General features: G+C 34.3%; 11 protein-coding genes. 8 read left to right on the top strand and 3 right to left on the bottom strand.

Features of this window, described 5'->3' with window-relative positions; all coding sequences use genetic code 11:
- The first annotated feature begins 5 nt into the window (after positions 1 to 5).
- The 8 genes from D0T08_RS05470 to D0T08_RS05430 all read left to right on the top strand — a co-directional run bounded on the left by D0T08_RS05470 (position 6) and on the right by D0T08_RS05430 (position 11,910).
- Complete coding sequence (locus D0T08_RS05470; protein ID WP_116981598.1) at positions 6 to 596, top strand: acetyltransferase; 591 nt, start codon at positions 6 to 8, stop codon at positions 594 to 596.
- Position 597: 1 nt separating this feature from the next.
- A complete protein-coding gene (locus D0T08_RS05465; RefSeq protein ID WP_116981597.1) occupies positions 598 to 1,734 on the top strand; it encodes an aminotransferase class I/II-fold pyridoxal phosphate-dependent enzyme in 1,137 nt (378 codons plus the stop codon).
- Between the two features lie 432 nt (positions 1,735 to 2,166).
- Positions 2,167 to 2,841, top strand: coding sequence for a hypothetical protein (locus D0T08_RS05455; RefSeq protein ID WP_116981595.1), 675 nt, complete (start codon positions 2,167 to 2,169; stop codon positions 2,839 to 2,841).
- Between the two features lie 92 nt (positions 2,842 to 2,933).
- Positions 2,934 to 3,272 (top strand): transposase, encoded by a 339-nt coding sequence (locus D0T08_RS05450; protein WP_116981594.1) that lies wholly within the window; start codon positions 2,934 to 2,936, stop codon positions 3,270 to 3,272.
- 761 nt (positions 3,273 to 4,033) lie between these two features.
- Positions 4,034 to 5,446 (top strand): hypothetical protein, encoded by a 1,413-nt coding sequence (locus D0T08_RS05445; RefSeq protein WP_116981593.1) that lies wholly within the window; start codon positions 4,034 to 4,036, stop codon positions 5,444 to 5,446.
- Positions 5,447 to 6,137: 691 nt separating this feature from the next.
- A complete protein-coding gene (locus D0T08_RS05440; RefSeq protein ID WP_116981592.1) occupies positions 6,138 to 8,183 on the top strand; it encodes a T9SS type B sorting domain-containing protein in 2,046 nt (681 codons plus the stop codon).
- A 752-nt stretch (positions 8,184 to 8,935) separates the two neighbouring features.
- Positions 8,936 to 10,408 (top strand): capsule assembly Wzi family protein, encoded by a 1,473-nt coding sequence (locus tag D0T08_RS05435; protein WP_116981591.1) that lies wholly within the window; start codon positions 8,936 to 8,938, stop codon positions 10,406 to 10,408.
- Positions 10,402 to 11,910: a capsule assembly Wzi family protein gene (locus D0T08_RS05430; protein WP_116981590.1), complete on the top strand. Its 1,509-nt coding sequence runs from the start codon at positions 10,402 to 10,404 to the stop codon at positions 11,908 to 11,910. Before D0T08_RS05435 ends, D0T08_RS05430 begins: the two co-directional genes overlap by 7 nt.
- On the opposite strand, the gene D0T08_RS05425 is transcribed toward D0T08_RS05430, so the two are convergent.
- The 3 genes from D0T08_RS05425 to D0T08_RS05415 form a co-directional block, all read right to left on the bottom strand.
- Entirely contained in the window at positions 11,872 to 13,827 is a 1,956-nt protein-coding gene (locus D0T08_RS05425) for a nucleoside-diphosphate sugar epimerase/dehydratase (protein ID WP_229238906.1), read from the bottom strand. The genes D0T08_RS05430 and D0T08_RS05425 overlap by 39 nt on opposite strands.
- 616 nt (positions 13,828 to 14,443) lie before the next feature.
- Positions 14,444 to 16,828: a PA14 domain-containing protein gene (locus tag D0T08_RS05420; RefSeq protein ID WP_116981589.1), complete on the bottom strand. Its 2,385-nt coding sequence runs from the start codon at positions 16,826 to 16,828 to the stop codon at positions 14,444 to 14,446.
- A gap of 13 nt (positions 16,829 to 16,841) precedes the next feature.
- A complete protein-coding gene (locus D0T08_RS05415) occupies positions 16,842 to 18,359 on the bottom strand; it encodes a DUF1501 domain-containing protein (protein ID WP_116981588.1) in 1,518 nt (505 codons plus the stop codon).
- Between the last annotated feature and the right edge of the window lie 4 nt (positions 18,360 to 18,363).

The following is an 18,363-nucleotide window of genomic DNA, read 5'->3' as shown; positions in this document are numbered from 1 at the left end:
AACTTATGCTATTATATGGAGCTAGTGGACATGCTAAAGTAATTTGCAGCTGCTTAGAAGCATGTGAAATAAAAATTACTGGATTATTTGATGATGATCCGAAAGTACTGTACTGGGATAGTCATCCTATTATGGGAAAATATGATCCGAAAGTATACCAGGTAAGCCCATTAATTATTTCTATAGGAAATAATCTAATCAGAAAAAGAATTAGTGAATCCATATCTCATTCTTTTGGAAAAGTGATACATCCATCAGCAATTTTAGATAGAACTTTGGCAATAGGTGAAGGTACTGTTATTTTTCATAGCGCCATTATTCAGAGAGGTTCAAAAATCGGAAAACATGTAATTGTTAACACGGGCGCTACCATTGACCACGATTGTTTTGTCAGTGATTATGCCCATATTTCTCCAAACGCCACATTATGTGGTAATGTACATATTGGAGAAGGCACCCATGTTGGCGCCGGAGCAGTTGTAATTCAAGGTATTAAAATTGGCAAAGAAGTTATAGTTGGCGCAGGTTCAGTTGTAATTAGAGATATCCCTGATTACGCAATAGTTGCAGGTAATCCAACAAAAAGAATCAAGTAGTATGGAAGAAAAAAAAATATGGCTTTCCTCACCCCATATGGGTGGCAATGAATTTGAATTTGTAAAAGAAGCATTTGAATCCAATTGGATAGCTCCTTTAGGACCAAATGTTGACGGATTTGAAAAAGATATATGTAATTTTACAAATGTACCATATACTGCTGCATTAAGTTCCGGTACGGCAGCTATTCATTTGGCTCTAATATTGCTCAAAGTAAAAGCTGGAGATGAGGTTATTTGTTCAAGCTTTACTTTCTCCGCCACCTGCAATCCCATTGTTTATCAGGGTGCTACTCCAGTTTTCATTGATTCGGAAAAAGAAACTTGGAATATGGATCCAAATTTTTTAGAGGAGGCAATACAAGACAGAATATTAAAAGGGAAAAAACCTAAAGCCATTATTTTGGTCCATCTGTATGGAATGCCAGCTCAAATTCTTGAGATAATCTCAATTGCAAATAAATATGAAATACCACTTATAGAAGATGCAGCAGAGGCATTAGGTTCTACTTTTAAAGGACAACACCTTGGAACATTTGGTTTTTTTGGAATTTATTCATTTAATGGCAATAAAATTATTACTACCTCTGGCGGAGGTGCTTTAGTTTCAAGTGAAAAAAAACTAATCGAAAAAGCCCGGTTTTTAGCTACGCAAGCCAGAGACTCTGCACCCCACTATCAACATTCAGAGATAGGGTATAATTATAGAATGAGTAATATATGCGCCGGAATTGGAAGGGGTCAAATGTTAGTATTAAAAGACAGAATTAGCATGAGACGAGCAAATTATGAATTCTACGTAAATCAATTTCATAACATTTCATCAATTGAAGTTTTGCCCGAACCATCTGGTGATTTCTTTTCGAATCGTTGGCTAAGTTGTGTACTATTTAAAAATTACGAGGAACGTGAAAGGATAAGATTGGTTTTAGCAAAATGGAATATTGAAGCTCGTCCTTTATGGAAGCCGATGAACTTGCAACCAATATTTAAGGATATGTCTTTCTATGGAAATTATACCTCTGAAAATCTTTTTAATCGTGGCTTATGTCTTCCTTCCGGCTCTAATTTAAGTCAGGAAGATTTAGAGAAAACAAGTTCTGTAATTATTGATAATCTATTTGGTAATGCCAAATAAAGAATACTTAGGGTGCTTAATACACAATGGAAAGTACATTCTTTAATGTGTCCAAACCATAAAGACAAATGCATTTAAGTTATTTAGGGAATTCTTGTTAAACACAAGTAACTAAGTCGGGAAATCTTACAGAGTGTAAGTAATTAACTATCAGGATATTATAGTAAAAATGACCCCGAAAACTACGAATTTCTTGGAGTTTCGGGTTTTTTGATATATTTTAAGGTATCTCACATCCTAAAATAAAATGCAAAATACTCTATTTCCATTTGATAGTCCAATATTTCCTGAATATCATTTTTTCAAGAATTGCACTGAACTTGGTCGGATTTACGATGTAACTCCATGTCAGGGACTGGAAAGCCTGCTTCCTGCCAAGAAAAATCCTTCAGGTGCTCCTTCTTATCTACCAAGACAAGATACTATGGGCTGATGTTTTTAAAGCATTATACAGGCCTAAGTGATGAAAAACTGCTTGCTGCCTTTCAGACTAACTGGAAAGTTGGGGAAGTCATCAGAGATAATGCATTAGTAAGTCGCATTCTTACCTTTCTTGCCAGACATTGTGATATGCAGAAGATTCAGCAGGTGTTGATTAAGGCTTGGAAAGGGAAATTGGAGAGTACAAATATTGTATTGATGGATGCGACGTGTTATGAGGTACACATGCGCTTTCCTACTGATGTCAAACTCCTGTGGGAGTCGTGTTACTTTCTCTGGGAAGAGCAAATTCCGGCACTAAGCAAGCTTTCAAGAAGCAAAACGCCTCGTTCAAAGTTCAAGGAGCAAAAGATAAAGCAGTCTGTCTTTTTCAAAAGAAGGAAAGTTAGTATTAATGCTACCAAAAGACGTAGAAAAGCACTCCTATATCTATTAGAAAAAGGCATAAAGACTTATCAAAAACTATTAAACCAAACCAAAGGTATTCATCTTTCAGAGTCGATAGCACAAAGATTCAAAACAATTAAGAAAGTCTATCTGCAACAACTTTACCTAATTGAAAACAATACTACTAAAGTTAGAGATAGAACCGTAAGCTTATCTCAACCCTACATAAGACCTATTGTCAGAGGAAAGGAAAACAAACTGGTATCAAAGTATACATGATGTAGGTAGACGGTATTAAAATTGTGGAGCATCACAGCTATAATGCCTTTAACTAAAGTACCAGACTTAAAGCATCTTTCTATAAGCATAAAATTATCTTCGGAGAATGTACCCATCTGGCTGCTGACAGGATTTATCCTGCCAATGCCAATCGTCGTTTCTGTAGTTCTAAAAACATTCAGACCAACTTTGTATCAAAAGGGAAAACTTCCCCTGATAAAAATCTTAATCTAATGAAGGCTATTCTGAACAAAGAGCGAAGTACACTTCTGGAAGGTTCCTTTGGAACAGAAAAGGAACATTACGGACTCAAAAGGATAAGAGCCAGAACACCTAATACACAAAATGTGTGGTTATACTTTGGTATATTCACCGCTAATGTTGTCAGACTATCCAAAAGAACACCGAGAGAACTCAAATTAGCGGCTTAAAACCACTCACAATAGGGCTTCATGGGAGAAGACCGTCTACACAAATCCGATGACCTCAAAATCTATACTAAAAGTTGTTTAAAACAAAGACTACAATCCCTGAAAATAGAAAAGCCAATCTTTTACAAACTGGATTTTCTATATAGCTCCTCGTTTTAAATCAATTATCAAGGATGGCCTAATTCTTTTTTTATAGTTTGGTCACTATAAAAGTAGCCTTAGTTGTATTGTTACTATTTCCGCTCTTTTAACCCATTATTCGCATTAGATATAATTATATAGACTCGTTGGATGAAATTAAATAGGAAAGTCTAATCTAACCTTACATCTACACTATAAAAAGCCTTGCAAAACTGACTTGACAGAATAACTGCTAGCTTATATTACATACTCGACAAATGCCGGATGAGGATATGCGTTCTATAGTACATTATTAATAAGAACCTTATCTTCTTTGGCTACAAACCTATCTTGGACTCCTTCTACAAATTAACTATTACAATCATGACCTATATAGTTTTGCTTTTTACAATGTATATATCCATTCTTCTTTGTATTTTTACTATGGCAATGACTATATTTCATCTTTATTTCTTTTTGAACAAAGATAATTATAGTATTACTTTTTAGGACTATCAAGATTTAAACAATCCCTGATTCTTTAACCATTAAATAAAATTTATAAGTTCTCTTTGAATTTATAAGATACTTGTTTTACTTTTATATTTAATTATAAGAAAACACAAAATTTAAGAATAAAAATGAAAAAAAATGTACAACTTTTGGCACTTACTCTTAGTGTAGGGATGAGTATGTCTGCCTTAGCGCAAAAAGATAATGTCGGTATAGGTACTACTAAACCTGACCAGTCTGCGATTTTAGATGTTCAGTCAAGCGATAAGGGGCTTTTAATACCTCGATTGACAAGTAAGCAAATAAATGCAATTTCCCTTCCAGCTAAAGGGCTTTTAGTTTTTCAAACGGACACAGAGAAATCTGGTTTTTATTTTTATGATGGTGAAAAATGGTCTCCATTAAAAGAAAACAAAGAAAATTCAATAGCAACAGGAGATGTTAATGGGTGGTCCTTAAGTGGGAATGCAACAGCTGTAGCAGGTATAAAAGCTGCCGCAACTGCAAGTAGTTTTATTGGGACTCCATCAGGAATTCCTATCAATTTTAAGATTGGCACTTCAAAAGCTGGTTCTATTTCAACTACCGAAACGTTACTTGGTTTTGAAGCTGGATTATCTAATGTAGGTGGAGGTAATACGGCAATTGGATATAGAGCTTTAAAAGCTAATACAGTAGGTGTTTCTCCAGCGGGGGGAGCTAACCTAGCTATTGGTTCTAATGCTTTGGAAAAAAACACTACCGGGTATTCTAATATTGCTATCGGCAATAGTGCATTAGTTAATAATATAAATGGCCAAAGTAATGTTGCTCTTGGTGCTTTCAGTTTATTGAGCAATACTTCTGGAAGCCAGAATTTTGGACTAGGGAAACAAGCTTTACTTACTTTATCTACCGGATCTGGTAATACCGCTATTGGTAATGACGCATTGTACACAACAAATGGTAGTACAAATACAGCGATTGGCTTTAGAGCCGGATATTTAAATACCGGTTCTGGAAACGTTTTTCTTGGGTATCAAGCAGGTAATAGTGAAACTGGTTCTAATAAACTTTATATTGCAACTTCAAGTACTGCCAATCCACTTATTAAGGGAGAATTTGATAATAAAAATCTTAAAATAAATTTAGGGGCAACAAAATCAACAACTGTTGGTTTCTTAGCAGTGGGCAATTTTGAAACTACTTTTGTTATGCCAACTAATAACAGTTATCGTTTAATAGTACAGGATGGAATTATTACTGAGAAGATAAAAGTCGCTGTAAAAGGTTCTGCTGATTGGGCGGATTATGTTTTTGAACCCTCTTATGAATTAATGCCATTGGAAAAGGTTGAATCCTTTGTAAAAGAAAACAAACACTTACCTAATGTTCCTTCAGCAGAAGAATTGTCAAAAAATGGTTTAGATGTTACTCAAACAAGTGCAAAGTTGATGGAAAAGATTGAGGAGTTAACGCTCTATATGATTGAAATGAATAAAGAGATTAAAGCTTTGAAATCAGAAAATGCTGATTTGAAAAAAACAATAGAGAAAAAATAATATACCTGAAGATTGTCTAATCTTAATATTTTTAGGTCTTCTTTTAATGGGCTATTGTTTTTTCAATATTTTAGCGAATGAAGAGTTCAGAAACAGGTCAAAATTCGGTCTATTTCTGGGCTCTTCGTTTTTTGAATAGAATATTAAGGAAAAACACTCTTCCTTTTATATCAAAGAAGCAGGTGTAAATGACAGGAAAGAATGAAAGATCGCAAAATACATCAATATCCAATAATTTAGAGAGTTTATTGGCCGTTAAATTCATTCTGCTAATCCGTTATGATAGTAAATCAGACTGATTAACTGTTAAAAAAATATTGCAAGTAAGGGTTAGTTATTGTACAAAAAGTACTCAAAAAGTGAATTAGAGATTGTTAAAACCTATTTAAAGCTTGTTAATAATTTTAAAGATGGTTAACAGAGCGTAGTCTTGTTTAGCCGAATCATTCTAGGCGTTCAAGAAAAGACTTTAAAAGATTACCTGATATATTTAAGTATTATCAAAAATGTATCATAGATTATTTCTGAAAATTAACTCAAACAGTTTCTAATATTTAGCTTATTAAAAGCTATATTTCAGGGCTAAATTTATTCAGTCTATAGTGATATAACATAAAGCTGTATATTGAAAGACCAAATCGACTGCATGAGTGAAATGATTTGTTTTTGAAATATTTTTTCTAGTTTTCATATGTCATTACTTAAATCAATATCGCTTCATCTTTACTGCAAGGGAATTTTATTTTTTCTTCTTAGTATTTCTTTTAACTCGCTTGCTCAAGGATTGTGTGATTTGACTAACGGTGCAGAAGCCGGAGGGTTTGATGCACCTGCTTATGCATGTATTGGTGAAAGAATTGATGTTAAGGACAAGTCTGGTGGAATGGACATAAAGTATATTTTTGGCTACTCAGGGCAACCAGCTTCACAACTTCCATCTATTCCATCAGAGTCAGGGCCAAATTCAAATTGGGAGTTCTTAGAAAGTAAGCAATTTTTAATATTACAATATGGCACTAAAAATGGGAAGCCAATGTACGCCTGTAAAACAGTTGTTGTGCAAAAAGGAATTGACTTTAGTTATAACCTCTGTAATGTAGGGGTAATTCCTGGTGATACTAAAATAAGTGGTAAGTTTAGTTTACAAATTCCTAAGCAGAAGAAAGAAATGCCAGGATATACAATTAAATATAACCTGGGGGCTGTTATAGATATTGGTGTGCCATATACAAATTTACCTTTTAATAGTTCTGCTCAGCAAATCGAAATGCCCATTACATTGAATGTATTTGCTATAGATATGAATGGAAAAAAGATATGTGAAAGTAAGGAAGTTATTTCTGGAGTCCAAAGCAACCCTTTTAAACCTCAAATCACTAAATTGGAGGTTATTGAACCCAACAAAGCAATGCTTACCTTAACAGGTGCAAAATCAGGAACTAAATATTCACTATATCGAGCAGAAAATAATCGGGACTATGCTGCATCAAAAACAAAAATTGATGAATTATATGCGGGCACTATCCTCGTAGATCTTCCTGATTCTTCGAAATCGTATTGTTTCATGGTGGAAAGGCCTACCAGTTGTGGCGATTGGGAGGAAACTCCGGATGTATGTACTATATTGTTGGATACAATAGATAATCAGATTACAAAGAATATTTTAAATTGGACTAATCACCCTGATTTAATTTTTAATACTATCCTCCCGCCTTCCATGGCTTCCAGGAGTGTTACTCCTAAATTGTTAAAAGAAACAGTCGGAGAATCTAAAGTTTCAATTCCACTGAGTGGCTCTTATCCCCCTTACACTGACGACATTAATTGCAAAAAAAACTATTGTTATCAGGTATCAGCAGAAATAAAAGATTCTTATAGTTCATTGAATTACAATGCAATCTCGCTATCACTGAAGCGATGTGTTAATCAAGGAGGTATCAAGCCGCCCCCAATAACGGATTTGCTGACCACTGTTGACAATCTATTAGTAAATGTTAATTATAGCGACAATTCCGGATGGTTTTTAAAAAGAGACTCCTGTCACTTGTTTCAGAATATAAATGGCATTTATACTAAAATAAAGAGTGTTGCTTTCCAGGATAATTTTAGTATAGCTAGTCTTTTTCCAAATGAGCAAAGTTATTGTTTTAAAATAGGATATACAGATGAATGCGGAAATAATTCTAAACTCTCTCCTGAAATTTGCACTATTTTTCTTGATTTCGATGGAACATCTTTATTTTGGACTAGTAATTTGCCCTTTTCTCCAGATCCGATTCAAAAGTATGAAATTGAAGAGGTAAGTAACTCTCCATCAATTATATCAGTAAAAAATGGCGCTGAGCATAAAGAAGAGTTAGATTTATCTTTCCAAGAAGAAAAAATTAAATATCGCGTTAGAGCGGTAGACAGTAATTTAAAACTCAGTAATTCAAATATTATTGAAGTTTCCCCTGAATTCAGGCTATATATTCCCAACGCATTTACGCCTAATGGAGACACATTTAATCCAACCCTTAGTGTCTTTGGTAAAAAAAATATGATTTCAGAGTTTAAGCTTGAGATTTTTGATCGTTGGGGAAGACAATTGATAGTTTTTCATGATAAGGACTTTAAATGGGATGGTACCATAGACAATAAGCCTGTAGAATCTGGAATTTATGCTTTAAAGATTTCTGCTCACCTGGTCAATGGCAACACATATTTGCTTAACAATAATTTGGTAATCTTAAGATAGTAGTAAAAAAGGAGCAACCTAACTAAAAGTTGGCACGAAATAGATTAACTACTTAATTTTATTTAATAAGGCTGTTTAAACTTTTATTTTTTATTGATTTTACGGAGAGAAATAACTGAGAATGTCATAAAATGGAGTGTCATCCAGTTTTTAACTGAAATCAAACTTAAGGAATTCTTTCTTATCGTAAACAATTAATTATCAGTATAATATGCAAAAGATAAACCCGAAAACTGCCAATTTCTTGGAGTTTCACGGTTTTTGTTGTATTTAATGTACATGATGCCATAAAATATTAGGCAATCGGAACGCTGACCGATTGCATTATTCTCTTCCATTACGGAATGTTTTTTTTATTTATTTCCTCTCTTTGAAGTAATTATCAAGGATAGCCTAATTTATGCTGCTAATGAATTTAAGGGATAGTTTATTACAACAGCTAACTGGTGTAAAATGCCATCGGGATTAAAAGAGACTGCCCTCTGAAAATGGATTTATACCTCAAAAAGGAGGAGGACAGGTTGAAGGGTCAATTGTTTGGTGCAATTTTTATAGAAGATCAGCCAAAAGCTATGAAATAACAGTGAATCAGAAGTAGCTTTTTTCAATCTGCTTTTATGCCTCCCACTCCGGCAAATTTTAACTTATGACTTCAAAATATATTCTTAAAAGTGTAAAATTTTTGCTAAATTGACAGATGGAATGTATATATAATACTTGTAAGTTTTTGATTACGCACTATTACACACTTTATGATAAAAATCTTTCTCTCAAAACTTGTTATACTTCTATGTTTAAATTGCTCCATTAATGTTTATGCACAGCATATACTATCTGGTGTTCGATATCAATTAGGCACAAGTGCCTATCTCTCTGAAAAAATACCGTTCTGGATGAGAGCTGGCCAATATGGGCTTGTGCCGCTTAAAGGCTCTTTTGTATCCATACTGGTTAATGCATCTAAAGAATATGATTCTACAAAAGTAGAATTTCAAAAAATAAGGAAATTTGGATTTGGATATGGAACCCAGGTTGGAATAAATGCTGGTAAGCATAGCCAGATATTATTACCCGAAGCTTATGTAAAACTTCGCTATGGAGTATTCGAATTTTATGCAGGCAGAAGAAAAGAAATAGTTGGTCTTGTAGACACTACATTGAGTGCCGGATCTTACATATGGTCAGGTAATGCATTGCCCCTACCTAAAATCCAAATATCAATCCCTAATTATGCTTCTATAATCGGGAATGGGTTAATTTCAATTAAAGGTATGTTTGCTCATGGTTGGTTTGGTAAGCAAGCTTACACAGAAGGATATTACCTGCATCAAAAGTGGTTGTATAGTAGAATAGGTCGTGAATCATGGAAAGTTAATTTATTTGCGGGTATTAATCATCAGGTCCAATGGGGTGGGTATTCTGAAGTTTTAAAAAATAATAATATCAGTACAAATGATGGTTATTTTTCGGCTGATCCTTTTGTTTATCTGAATGTAATTTTGCCAATACCATGGAAGATACCTAAAGATGTTACTTATACAGCCTATGAAACATTAAATCGCTTTGGAAACCATCTTGGCAGTATTGATTTGGGAATAAGTTTCAAAACACCAGTAACTGATATTTATTTTTATCGTCAAACCCCGTATGAAGATGGTCAAATGCCCGAAGTTATTTTGTCGATGGATGGGAACTATTCAATAATTTTCGATTTAAAGGATAAAAGACAATTCAGCAAAATTAGTTTTGGATATTTAGATACAAGAAGACAAGGGGGACAAATAACAAACTTTGCTAAATGGCTAGGAAAAAAAGAGACCCATTATGGAGAGGTGCAGAATTACTTTAATCATGGACAATACTTAGAGGGTTGGAGCTACAGAGATAATGGGATTGGTACACCTTTGATTATTTCTAGTAATAATTTATTAATTACATCGCCTTATGAATTATATTCTATTGATAACCGTATTCAGTCTTATTTCTTTGCCGCTACCGGAAAAATAATGAAATATGAATACATTCTTAAATCATCTTTTATCAAAAGTTTAGGCATATTTGGTTTAAAAAGAGAGAAAAGCCTAAACCAGTTTTCAAGTTCAATTTCTGTTAGTAGACCTCTATCAAAACTTAATCTTGATTCAAGGTTCAACATAGGCTTTGATTCTGGCAAATTATACGGTAATAATATAGGTATTAATTTTTCTATTCTTAAAAAATGGTAGTAATTTGCAAAAAAAGCCTAGCTATGCCTTTGATGAGTAAAGTTATTCTATTATTTCTAATAACGTCTTCTTGCGTCTTAGGACAAAGTTTTTTAAAAAACACATATTATCAGACTGAGATTGGCGCATATCTTTCTACGTCAGGCAAAACGCCGTTTCTGGCACGTACTAATCAATATGGAATAGTTCCTTTAGAATCTTCAGTTTTAACTGTTCGTGGTGGAATTTATAAAGAATATGATTCTACGTTTAATTCGCGCAATCAATTGAATAGATTCAATATCGGTTTTGGGATAAATGCAGTTGCTAACGTTGGAAAAGTGAATCAAATTTTACTACCAGAAGCCTTTGTGAAGGTTCGTTCAGGTGCCTTTGAGCTTTATATAGGGCGCATGAGAGAAATAGTAGGCCTAGTAGATACAGCCCTTACATCAGGCTCATATATTTGGTCAGGAAACGCAATGCCTTTGCCTAAAATACAAATTTGTATTCCAAACTATATCTCTATACTTGGGCAAAACTTATTATCTATCAAAGGAGCATATAGCCACGGCTGGTTTGATAATGGCTTAGTTCAGAATTTTTATCTTCATCAGAAATATCTTTATACCCGAATTGGAAAGCCTAACTGGAAAGTCAAACTATATTCCGGTTTTAACCATCAGGTGCAGTGGGGAGGAAAACCAGCTGTTCCTTATATAGATAAAACTACTGGTATTTTAATTGAAAAGTTCCCTTCAGGTCTAAGCACTTATTTCAAGGTGGTGTCAGGAGTAAGTATTAATGAAGGAGATAATAGTTTAAGCACTCAAATTCCCCTTAATGAAGCATGGAATAGGGCTGGTAATCATTTAGGAAGTTTAGATATTGCAACAGAAGTCAATTTTAAAACTTTTGATTTATTTTTATATAGACAAAATATCTTTGAAGATGGATCTCTGTTTTATCTAAATAATATAAATGATGGATTAATTGGTATTTCAATTAATAGAAAACATATAAAAATTGGTATTAATAAAATTACCTTAGAGTATTTGGATTCAAGGAATCAAGGTGGAGGTACAGGAGCTGACAATACAATACCACAATTACGAGGTCGTGACAATTATTTTAATAATAGCGTTTATTCTGATAGTTGGACTTATGGAGGTAAGACGATTGGTTCCCCCCTATTAACCCCTATTAATTCTGTTGATAGTAAACTGTTAGCAAATAAGCAACTTGAGGGTTATTCTTCAAACTATATTTTTAACAGAATCAGTGCTTTTTCTCTGTCATTAAGAGGGGGAGGTAAAAAAATTGAGTATTACGCAAAATTGCTGATTAGTCATAATTTAGGCAGTTATAGTATGCCTATCAACGCAAAGCAGTTTTCTTTCTTATATAAGTTCAGGTATAATTTACCAAAATTCGCATTAATTTCTAACATAGTTTTTGATGAAGGAAATTTATTTCCTTCATCATTAGGAGGCTATATAGGGATTCAGAGAACCTTCTTCTAATTCATCTAAATTCTGGTAAATAGAGTTATTACTTATATACTCTGGAATCAGTTTCTTTAATTCCGATACAATCTTATAATTATCCATTTTAGTTAGTGCAGAGTGCATGTTTTTTATGGTTATATTCAATACATCATAGTCTTCTGCTACTACTTTGGCAATCATGATTTTATTATGATAAGTAGGTTGTGTATTTTCATTACTATTTAATAACTCTTCGTATAGTTTTTCGCCGGGTCTTAAACCTGTAAATTCAATCTTTATATCTTTTTCTAGTTCCAGTCCAGATAGTTGTATCATCTTCTTAGCCAGATCTATAATTTTTACAGGTTTACCCATATCAAAAACGTAGATTTCACCACCTTTCCCCATAGTTCCTGCCTCCAAAACTAACTGGCAAGCTTCTGGGATCGTCATAAAATATCTTATAATATCTTTATGAGTTACAGTAATAGGGCCACCATTTTCAATTTGTTTTTTAAACAATGGAATCACTGAGCCATTAGATCCGAGCACATTTCCAAAACGGGTTATGATAAACCTTGTATTATTGTTATGATGACCATCTAAACTCTGTACATACATTTCGGCCAGACGCTTTGATGCGCCCATTACATTTGTTGGATTCACAGCTTTATCAGTTGAAATCATAACGAATTTCTCTGTGCCATATTTAGAAGCGAGATCTGCAACAATTTTTGTTCCCATCACATTGACCCTAACAGCCTGATAGGGGTTTTTTTCCATTAATGGAACATGCTTATATGCTGCTGCATGGAAGATTATCTGAGGAAGTTCTTCATTAAATAAACTATCCATTAATTTTTCATTCGTAACATCATAAACCTCCACTCTAATATTGGGACGTTCTTTGTTTTCTGCAGAAGAAGTACGTAAAAGGTCACTTTCCAAATCATATAAAGCAGATTCTGCCTGATCTATTAATATAATTTTTTTAGGCGAAAATTTCAATAATTGTCTAACTAATTCACTGCCAATAGAGCCAGCTGCACCAGTTACCATGATTTTCTTATTAGTAAGAAATCTTTCTACAAATTTATTATTAATAGCTATTGGGTCTCTTTCAAGTAAATCGTCAATTTCTATTCTTTGTATTTGCTTAGTAGTTAATTCTCCTTTTATCCATTTATTAATAGGAGGGATAGATTTTAAAATTATGCCCCTGGTAAGAAAATCCTCTGCAATTTTTGCCTTAGCAAGGGGGCTGATATTTTGTATTGCAAAAATTACTTCAATAGCTTCTTCTTTAGTATTAGGATTTTTGATATATTTTTCAATAGCCCTTTCTTTAGAAAGAACTCTAATTCCTTCAACAGTTTTATTGATTTTTTGAGGATTATCGTCTATAAAACACAGAACCTTATAGCTTTTTACTTTATCATTCAGCAGGCTGTTTTTGGTAATTAAGCCCATATAACCAGTACCATAAATAATAACCGAACTTGTTAATTTAATTTTCCTAAAGAAAGAATCGTACAGTCCTTTTACTAAAAAGCGACTAAAAATAAGAGCAAAGAGAGTAATAAAATAACTGATAATAGTTATTCTTGGAGGAATACATAAATATAGGATATTATGATAACACCCAAAATTAGATAGTAGAAAAATGAAGATGCTACTTATAGTCACTACTTTAAGCAATAAAGTTGCATCTTCCATGCTGGTATGTCTGATTATACCTTCATAGGATTTAAAAAAAACAAAAAAAACAGCCCTGATAGCTAAAACAAAAAATAAATGGTACTTATAGATATATGGCTCTACATAGGTTAGTTCAAAGTTAAAATGAACAAATACAGCAATTGTAAATGTCACAAAACAAATGAATAAATCAACTAAAAGAATTAACCACTTGGAAGCAAACTTTTCAGGGTATTTAAGTAAAAAGTTGTTCATTATAAAGACTTTTATTTGAGAGAGTGGAATTTTAAAACTATGACAAATATACAAGTTAATACTATAGAAGCAATTAAAGAGTGGTAAACTAAGAAGAAAATTTATTAATTGGTTCGTATCTACGATTTCTTCATAATTAAATCGAACGTAACGAAGATTATTAATAAATTAACCTAAGTTCGGGATTATCTTTTTACAAAAACAGTTGATTTTCAACAATAAAGGCATTAAGAAGCAAATGCTCGAAAATATTTACTATTTCATTAATTAGATTACGATGACGAGTATGCTCAAAATCAAAGACGGTTATAGAATATCATTAACTGAATCGATCATCCCTCCTTTCCTTAGGTTGATTTTATCATTAGTTTCAATAAGCAGTCCGCCGCCGCGGTTAATTTTTCGTGTTTTTCTCTGATTTTAGTAACTAAATGCAAGTCTTGCTGATAGAAAAAAGCAAAGACTTTAGATAGATAAGCCCACCTTGTAGATTCACTTATTCAAGATTTTATATCAGCAAGGAACTCAGATTTCCGAGTGTTTGCTATTACAAAATCTTAATTTAGGAATTTCCAAGGAAAGCCTAATTACTTCTGATGACTTATACGTTTGTGAACTAATCTTTCACTTCTAGTTGTTCCTTTAACACTTTCCCGGCATAATCTAATTCAATCCAATATAAACCTTTCGGTAATTTACTGGTAGGTAATAATTTAATTTGTGTACCCAGATTTTCAAAGTAGCTATCAATAATAGTCACTATTGTATTTTCGCTCTTATCTTTCAGTGTGAGTTTTACATAACCCGGTTTATTAATCCTAAAAACAATCTGCTTCAGTTTATTAGTTTCAGTACTATCTGTTGAAAACTCAGTCACCGAATTATCATCAGTAGCATTAGTTAATTTCTCATTTTTGGCAAAAGCCTGTTGTACGCAATTGGTAATATCCGCTTTAAATACTGCATTGTTCTTTACCTCAAAACCAGGAAGTAAAACAATACTATTACCTGCAGTAAATGATATATCCTTAGTAGTTGGTACAAGGCTTTGCGCAGCAATAGCTTTAATTGCTTTATAATCGCCATCGCTCAAAGGCGAACGATCTAATTTAATAGTATCGCTGGCACAATTAATATTAACACCTCTACAGTTACAACTATTATCAAATTTATCATTGATGGTAAGTGGGTCTCCGTCATCACAAGTTGTGCCTTCAGTATCGCAGAGTGAAGCATTGAACGTTATTTTACTAAACCCTGAACAAGTAGCGTCTCCCCAGTTATTAATGGCAGAAATAAGAATATGTTTAGCTCGGACATCATTAAAATTTGGCCCGATAAAACCAGCATACTCTGCATTACCGGGTGCTTGAGGCCAGATATAAGTTCCTCCTAACTGCTGCCAGGTTGTTCCATCTATTGAATAATCTACATAAACACTTTTAAATCCTTTATTTGTTCCTCCTGTAATATTATAATTCCATACCCTGGTATCCTGAAATTTATAAGTATTATTAAAATCATACCTGATCCAGTTTTTGTTGGCAGACCTTGCCGGATTAGGATTTGGCTTAAGTGTACCACAAGAAACCCAGGCAACCTCTGATAAAGTAGTCAGGTTGTCCGTCGGACTACAAGAATCATAAACCTTATATCTCGCTGATTCATCATCACAATCAGGCCCGGAACAAGGTGTACCAACACACTCACAATTAACTATTTTATCATCATTAGTAAAAGGATTCCCATCATTACAAGCTGTCCCTGCGGGAATACACTGCACGTCACACTTATAATCATATAAATAAAACGCCGGCACTCTTTTCCAAGTCTTATCTTCATAAAAAGGTGTTTTCCAATATAAATTAAAGTGGTCTCTCCAGGTACTTTCTTTATGTCTGATCTCGAAATAATAGTATTTATTTTTCTCCAGAGTAAAAGGTGCTATTGTTTGCGATGCAGCATTAGTATGGTCTGTTTCATCTACATTATACGCACTTGCTGTATGCGCCTGTTTATTTGCAATATTATCATCGCTGCTTAAGTAAAATAGCGCATTTGCATCACCAGTTATATTAAACTCATAAGTCCCGGAGATTGGAACTGTTAAATATCCTTGTACGAGAGTTCCATAGTTTTCATTAGCATAAAGTGGCGTAGCCGGTAAAGGACCATAAGCTCCCAGAAGTTTTTCTTTTCTATCAGGAGATAATGGAAATTTTGGCGCATTATTCAAATCATTTACCACATAAGTACCAATAAGATTATCATAGTAATACGCTTCAGTAAGTCCCTTTTCACCTATACAGTTATTAGCTGTGGCAGGAACGCCCAAGCAATTACAAAAACCGTCTTGCTGGTCGTTGGTAGTTGTTGAAACACCGTCATTACAAGGTGTTCCTCTTTCAGGGCATATTTGACCGCAAGAATATTCATAAATATAATTATAATCTACAATTACCCAGGGTGCTGCGGGAGTAGAGGCTTTTTTCCATGACAAAGTCATGTGGTCCTCACGTACCAATTCAAAATTATACATTTCAAAGTAATAGTACTGGCCACCCACCAGTTGTATACTTACTGAAGTTTGTGCGGGGTCTTTATTATATTCATTCAAGCCGGTGGGTGTTACTACTTCAGCTCTCTTTACTTTATTGGCAGGTAACTGATTAGTGCTCAGATAAAAAATTGCTGCCTCGTCGCCTGTAAGGTTAAATATGTAGTTGTCAGTCTGAGATACTTTAATAAAACCACGTATAAAACCCGCAAAATATTCTGTATAGTTGACAGGTGATCTTAAAGACCCAAGAATTTGAGAGCCATCGGGTTTGTTCGGGAAATTTTCCAATACTGATAAGTCGGTTATATCTGGCGCATAGCGCTTAAAACCTCCCCAGTATTGCCACTTTACCTGTCCCGCCGGACCAATGCAGTTCTGCGCTTTTAAGGAGGCTGCAGAGGCAAACCAAATAAAAAATAGTATTTTAAAAATTTTTCTCATCTGATATAAATACTCAATATATTAAGCATGATTGAGGTCTGTCGACATTAGAAATAGTTGTTCCATTAAAATTCATGAAACCCACAGGATAATTACCCGGAGTATAACTGTAAAAATTACCTATATTCGGCAACACATAACATAAATCAGAAGGGCTTACGCCATACCACAATGCTATTTCTGCGTATAATTCATCCGTCGAGACAGCCGGAATGAAATTCCCTCTGACAGACACGTTTTGGGTATTAGAATTCAGATTCATTTTTGGATAAGCACCATAAATTTTGCCGCCCTTCACACTTCCTCCTATTACCATTGAATTACCTCCCCAGGCATGGTCTGAACCCAAACCATTGGAAGTAATAGTACGGCCAAAATCAGAAATTGTGAAAGTTGTTACCTTATCTGCAATGCCCAACTCTACGGTTGAGTCGTAAAAGGCTTTTATTGCACTATCAACCACTGGTAATTTCTGATTCATACCTCCGGCAAGGTTGTCATGCATGTCCCATCCGCCATAGGTTACAAAAAATATCTGTCTTTTAGCCCCCAGATTACTCCTTACACTAATTACTTTAGCAATAGCTGCCAGGTCATTTCCTAAACTCGTAGTTGGGAAAACCGTAGCAATGTTTGGTACTTTTTTAAGCGCTTCTTTAAAGATATCAAAAGTTGCAATAGCTCCTTTAGCAGTACCTGCATAGGTTTGTTGAAGTAAATTAGCATAAGTTTGCCCAACCAGACTATCAATTGCTGAATTCCTGAGTTCAGTCATTAAGCCCGAACTAAACCACCCGCTGGGTAACATATCAAAACCGATATTACCGGGACTTACGTTATTACTGATAGAGTATTCCGCAATACTTTCGCCGGTCTGAAAAACATTCTTTCCACTTAAAGATATATTCATTGAAACTTGCTGATTCAGATTACCGGGATTCAGAAGATCGGCTAATCTTCCTCCTACGCCTAGTGCAGTTCGGCTTTGCGGAACAGAAGTCTGCCATTGCATAATCTGGTCAGAGTGAGAGTAGACACCTTCAGGAATCTTTTTTGCTTTAGTCCTGTATTCAGATTCATTCAGAATCGGCTCAATTAAAGTACCGACATTTGCCATGAAAGCCAATTTGCCGCTATTAAATAAATCCCTCATACCCGGTAAAGAAGGATGAAGCCCGTAAGCCCCATAATTGCATGGAAAGCTCCTGAATCCTGTACACTGAGGGTTGTTCAATGCCAGAAGCGATGCATTAGCTATAGAAAGGTCGGCCCTTGTTGCTGCATACTCATTATAACCATTATCTCCACCTCCATTTGTTCCGGTAGGTATTAATACATTATAGGAGTCAACACCACCTGCCAGCAATATGCATACAAGTGCTTTATAATCTTCAGCAACAGCACCGTTTACAGGAAACTTTTTATGCCCCATAGCTCCATTTACTGCACCAAGACTGGTCAGCGTACTAAGTAAAGTAGTAGCTCCCATAGCTGCACAGCCTGAATGTTTTAAGAAATCACGTCTATTCATTTCT

The organism is Emticicia sp. C21, assembly GCF_003418935.1.
In the GTDB taxonomy this organism is placed as follows: Bacteria; Bacteroidota; Bacteroidia; order Cytophagales; family Spirosomataceae; genus Emticicia.
The sequence above is the reverse complement of the archived record's forward strand: the minus strand, read 5'-3'. Positions and strand labels throughout refer to the sequence as shown.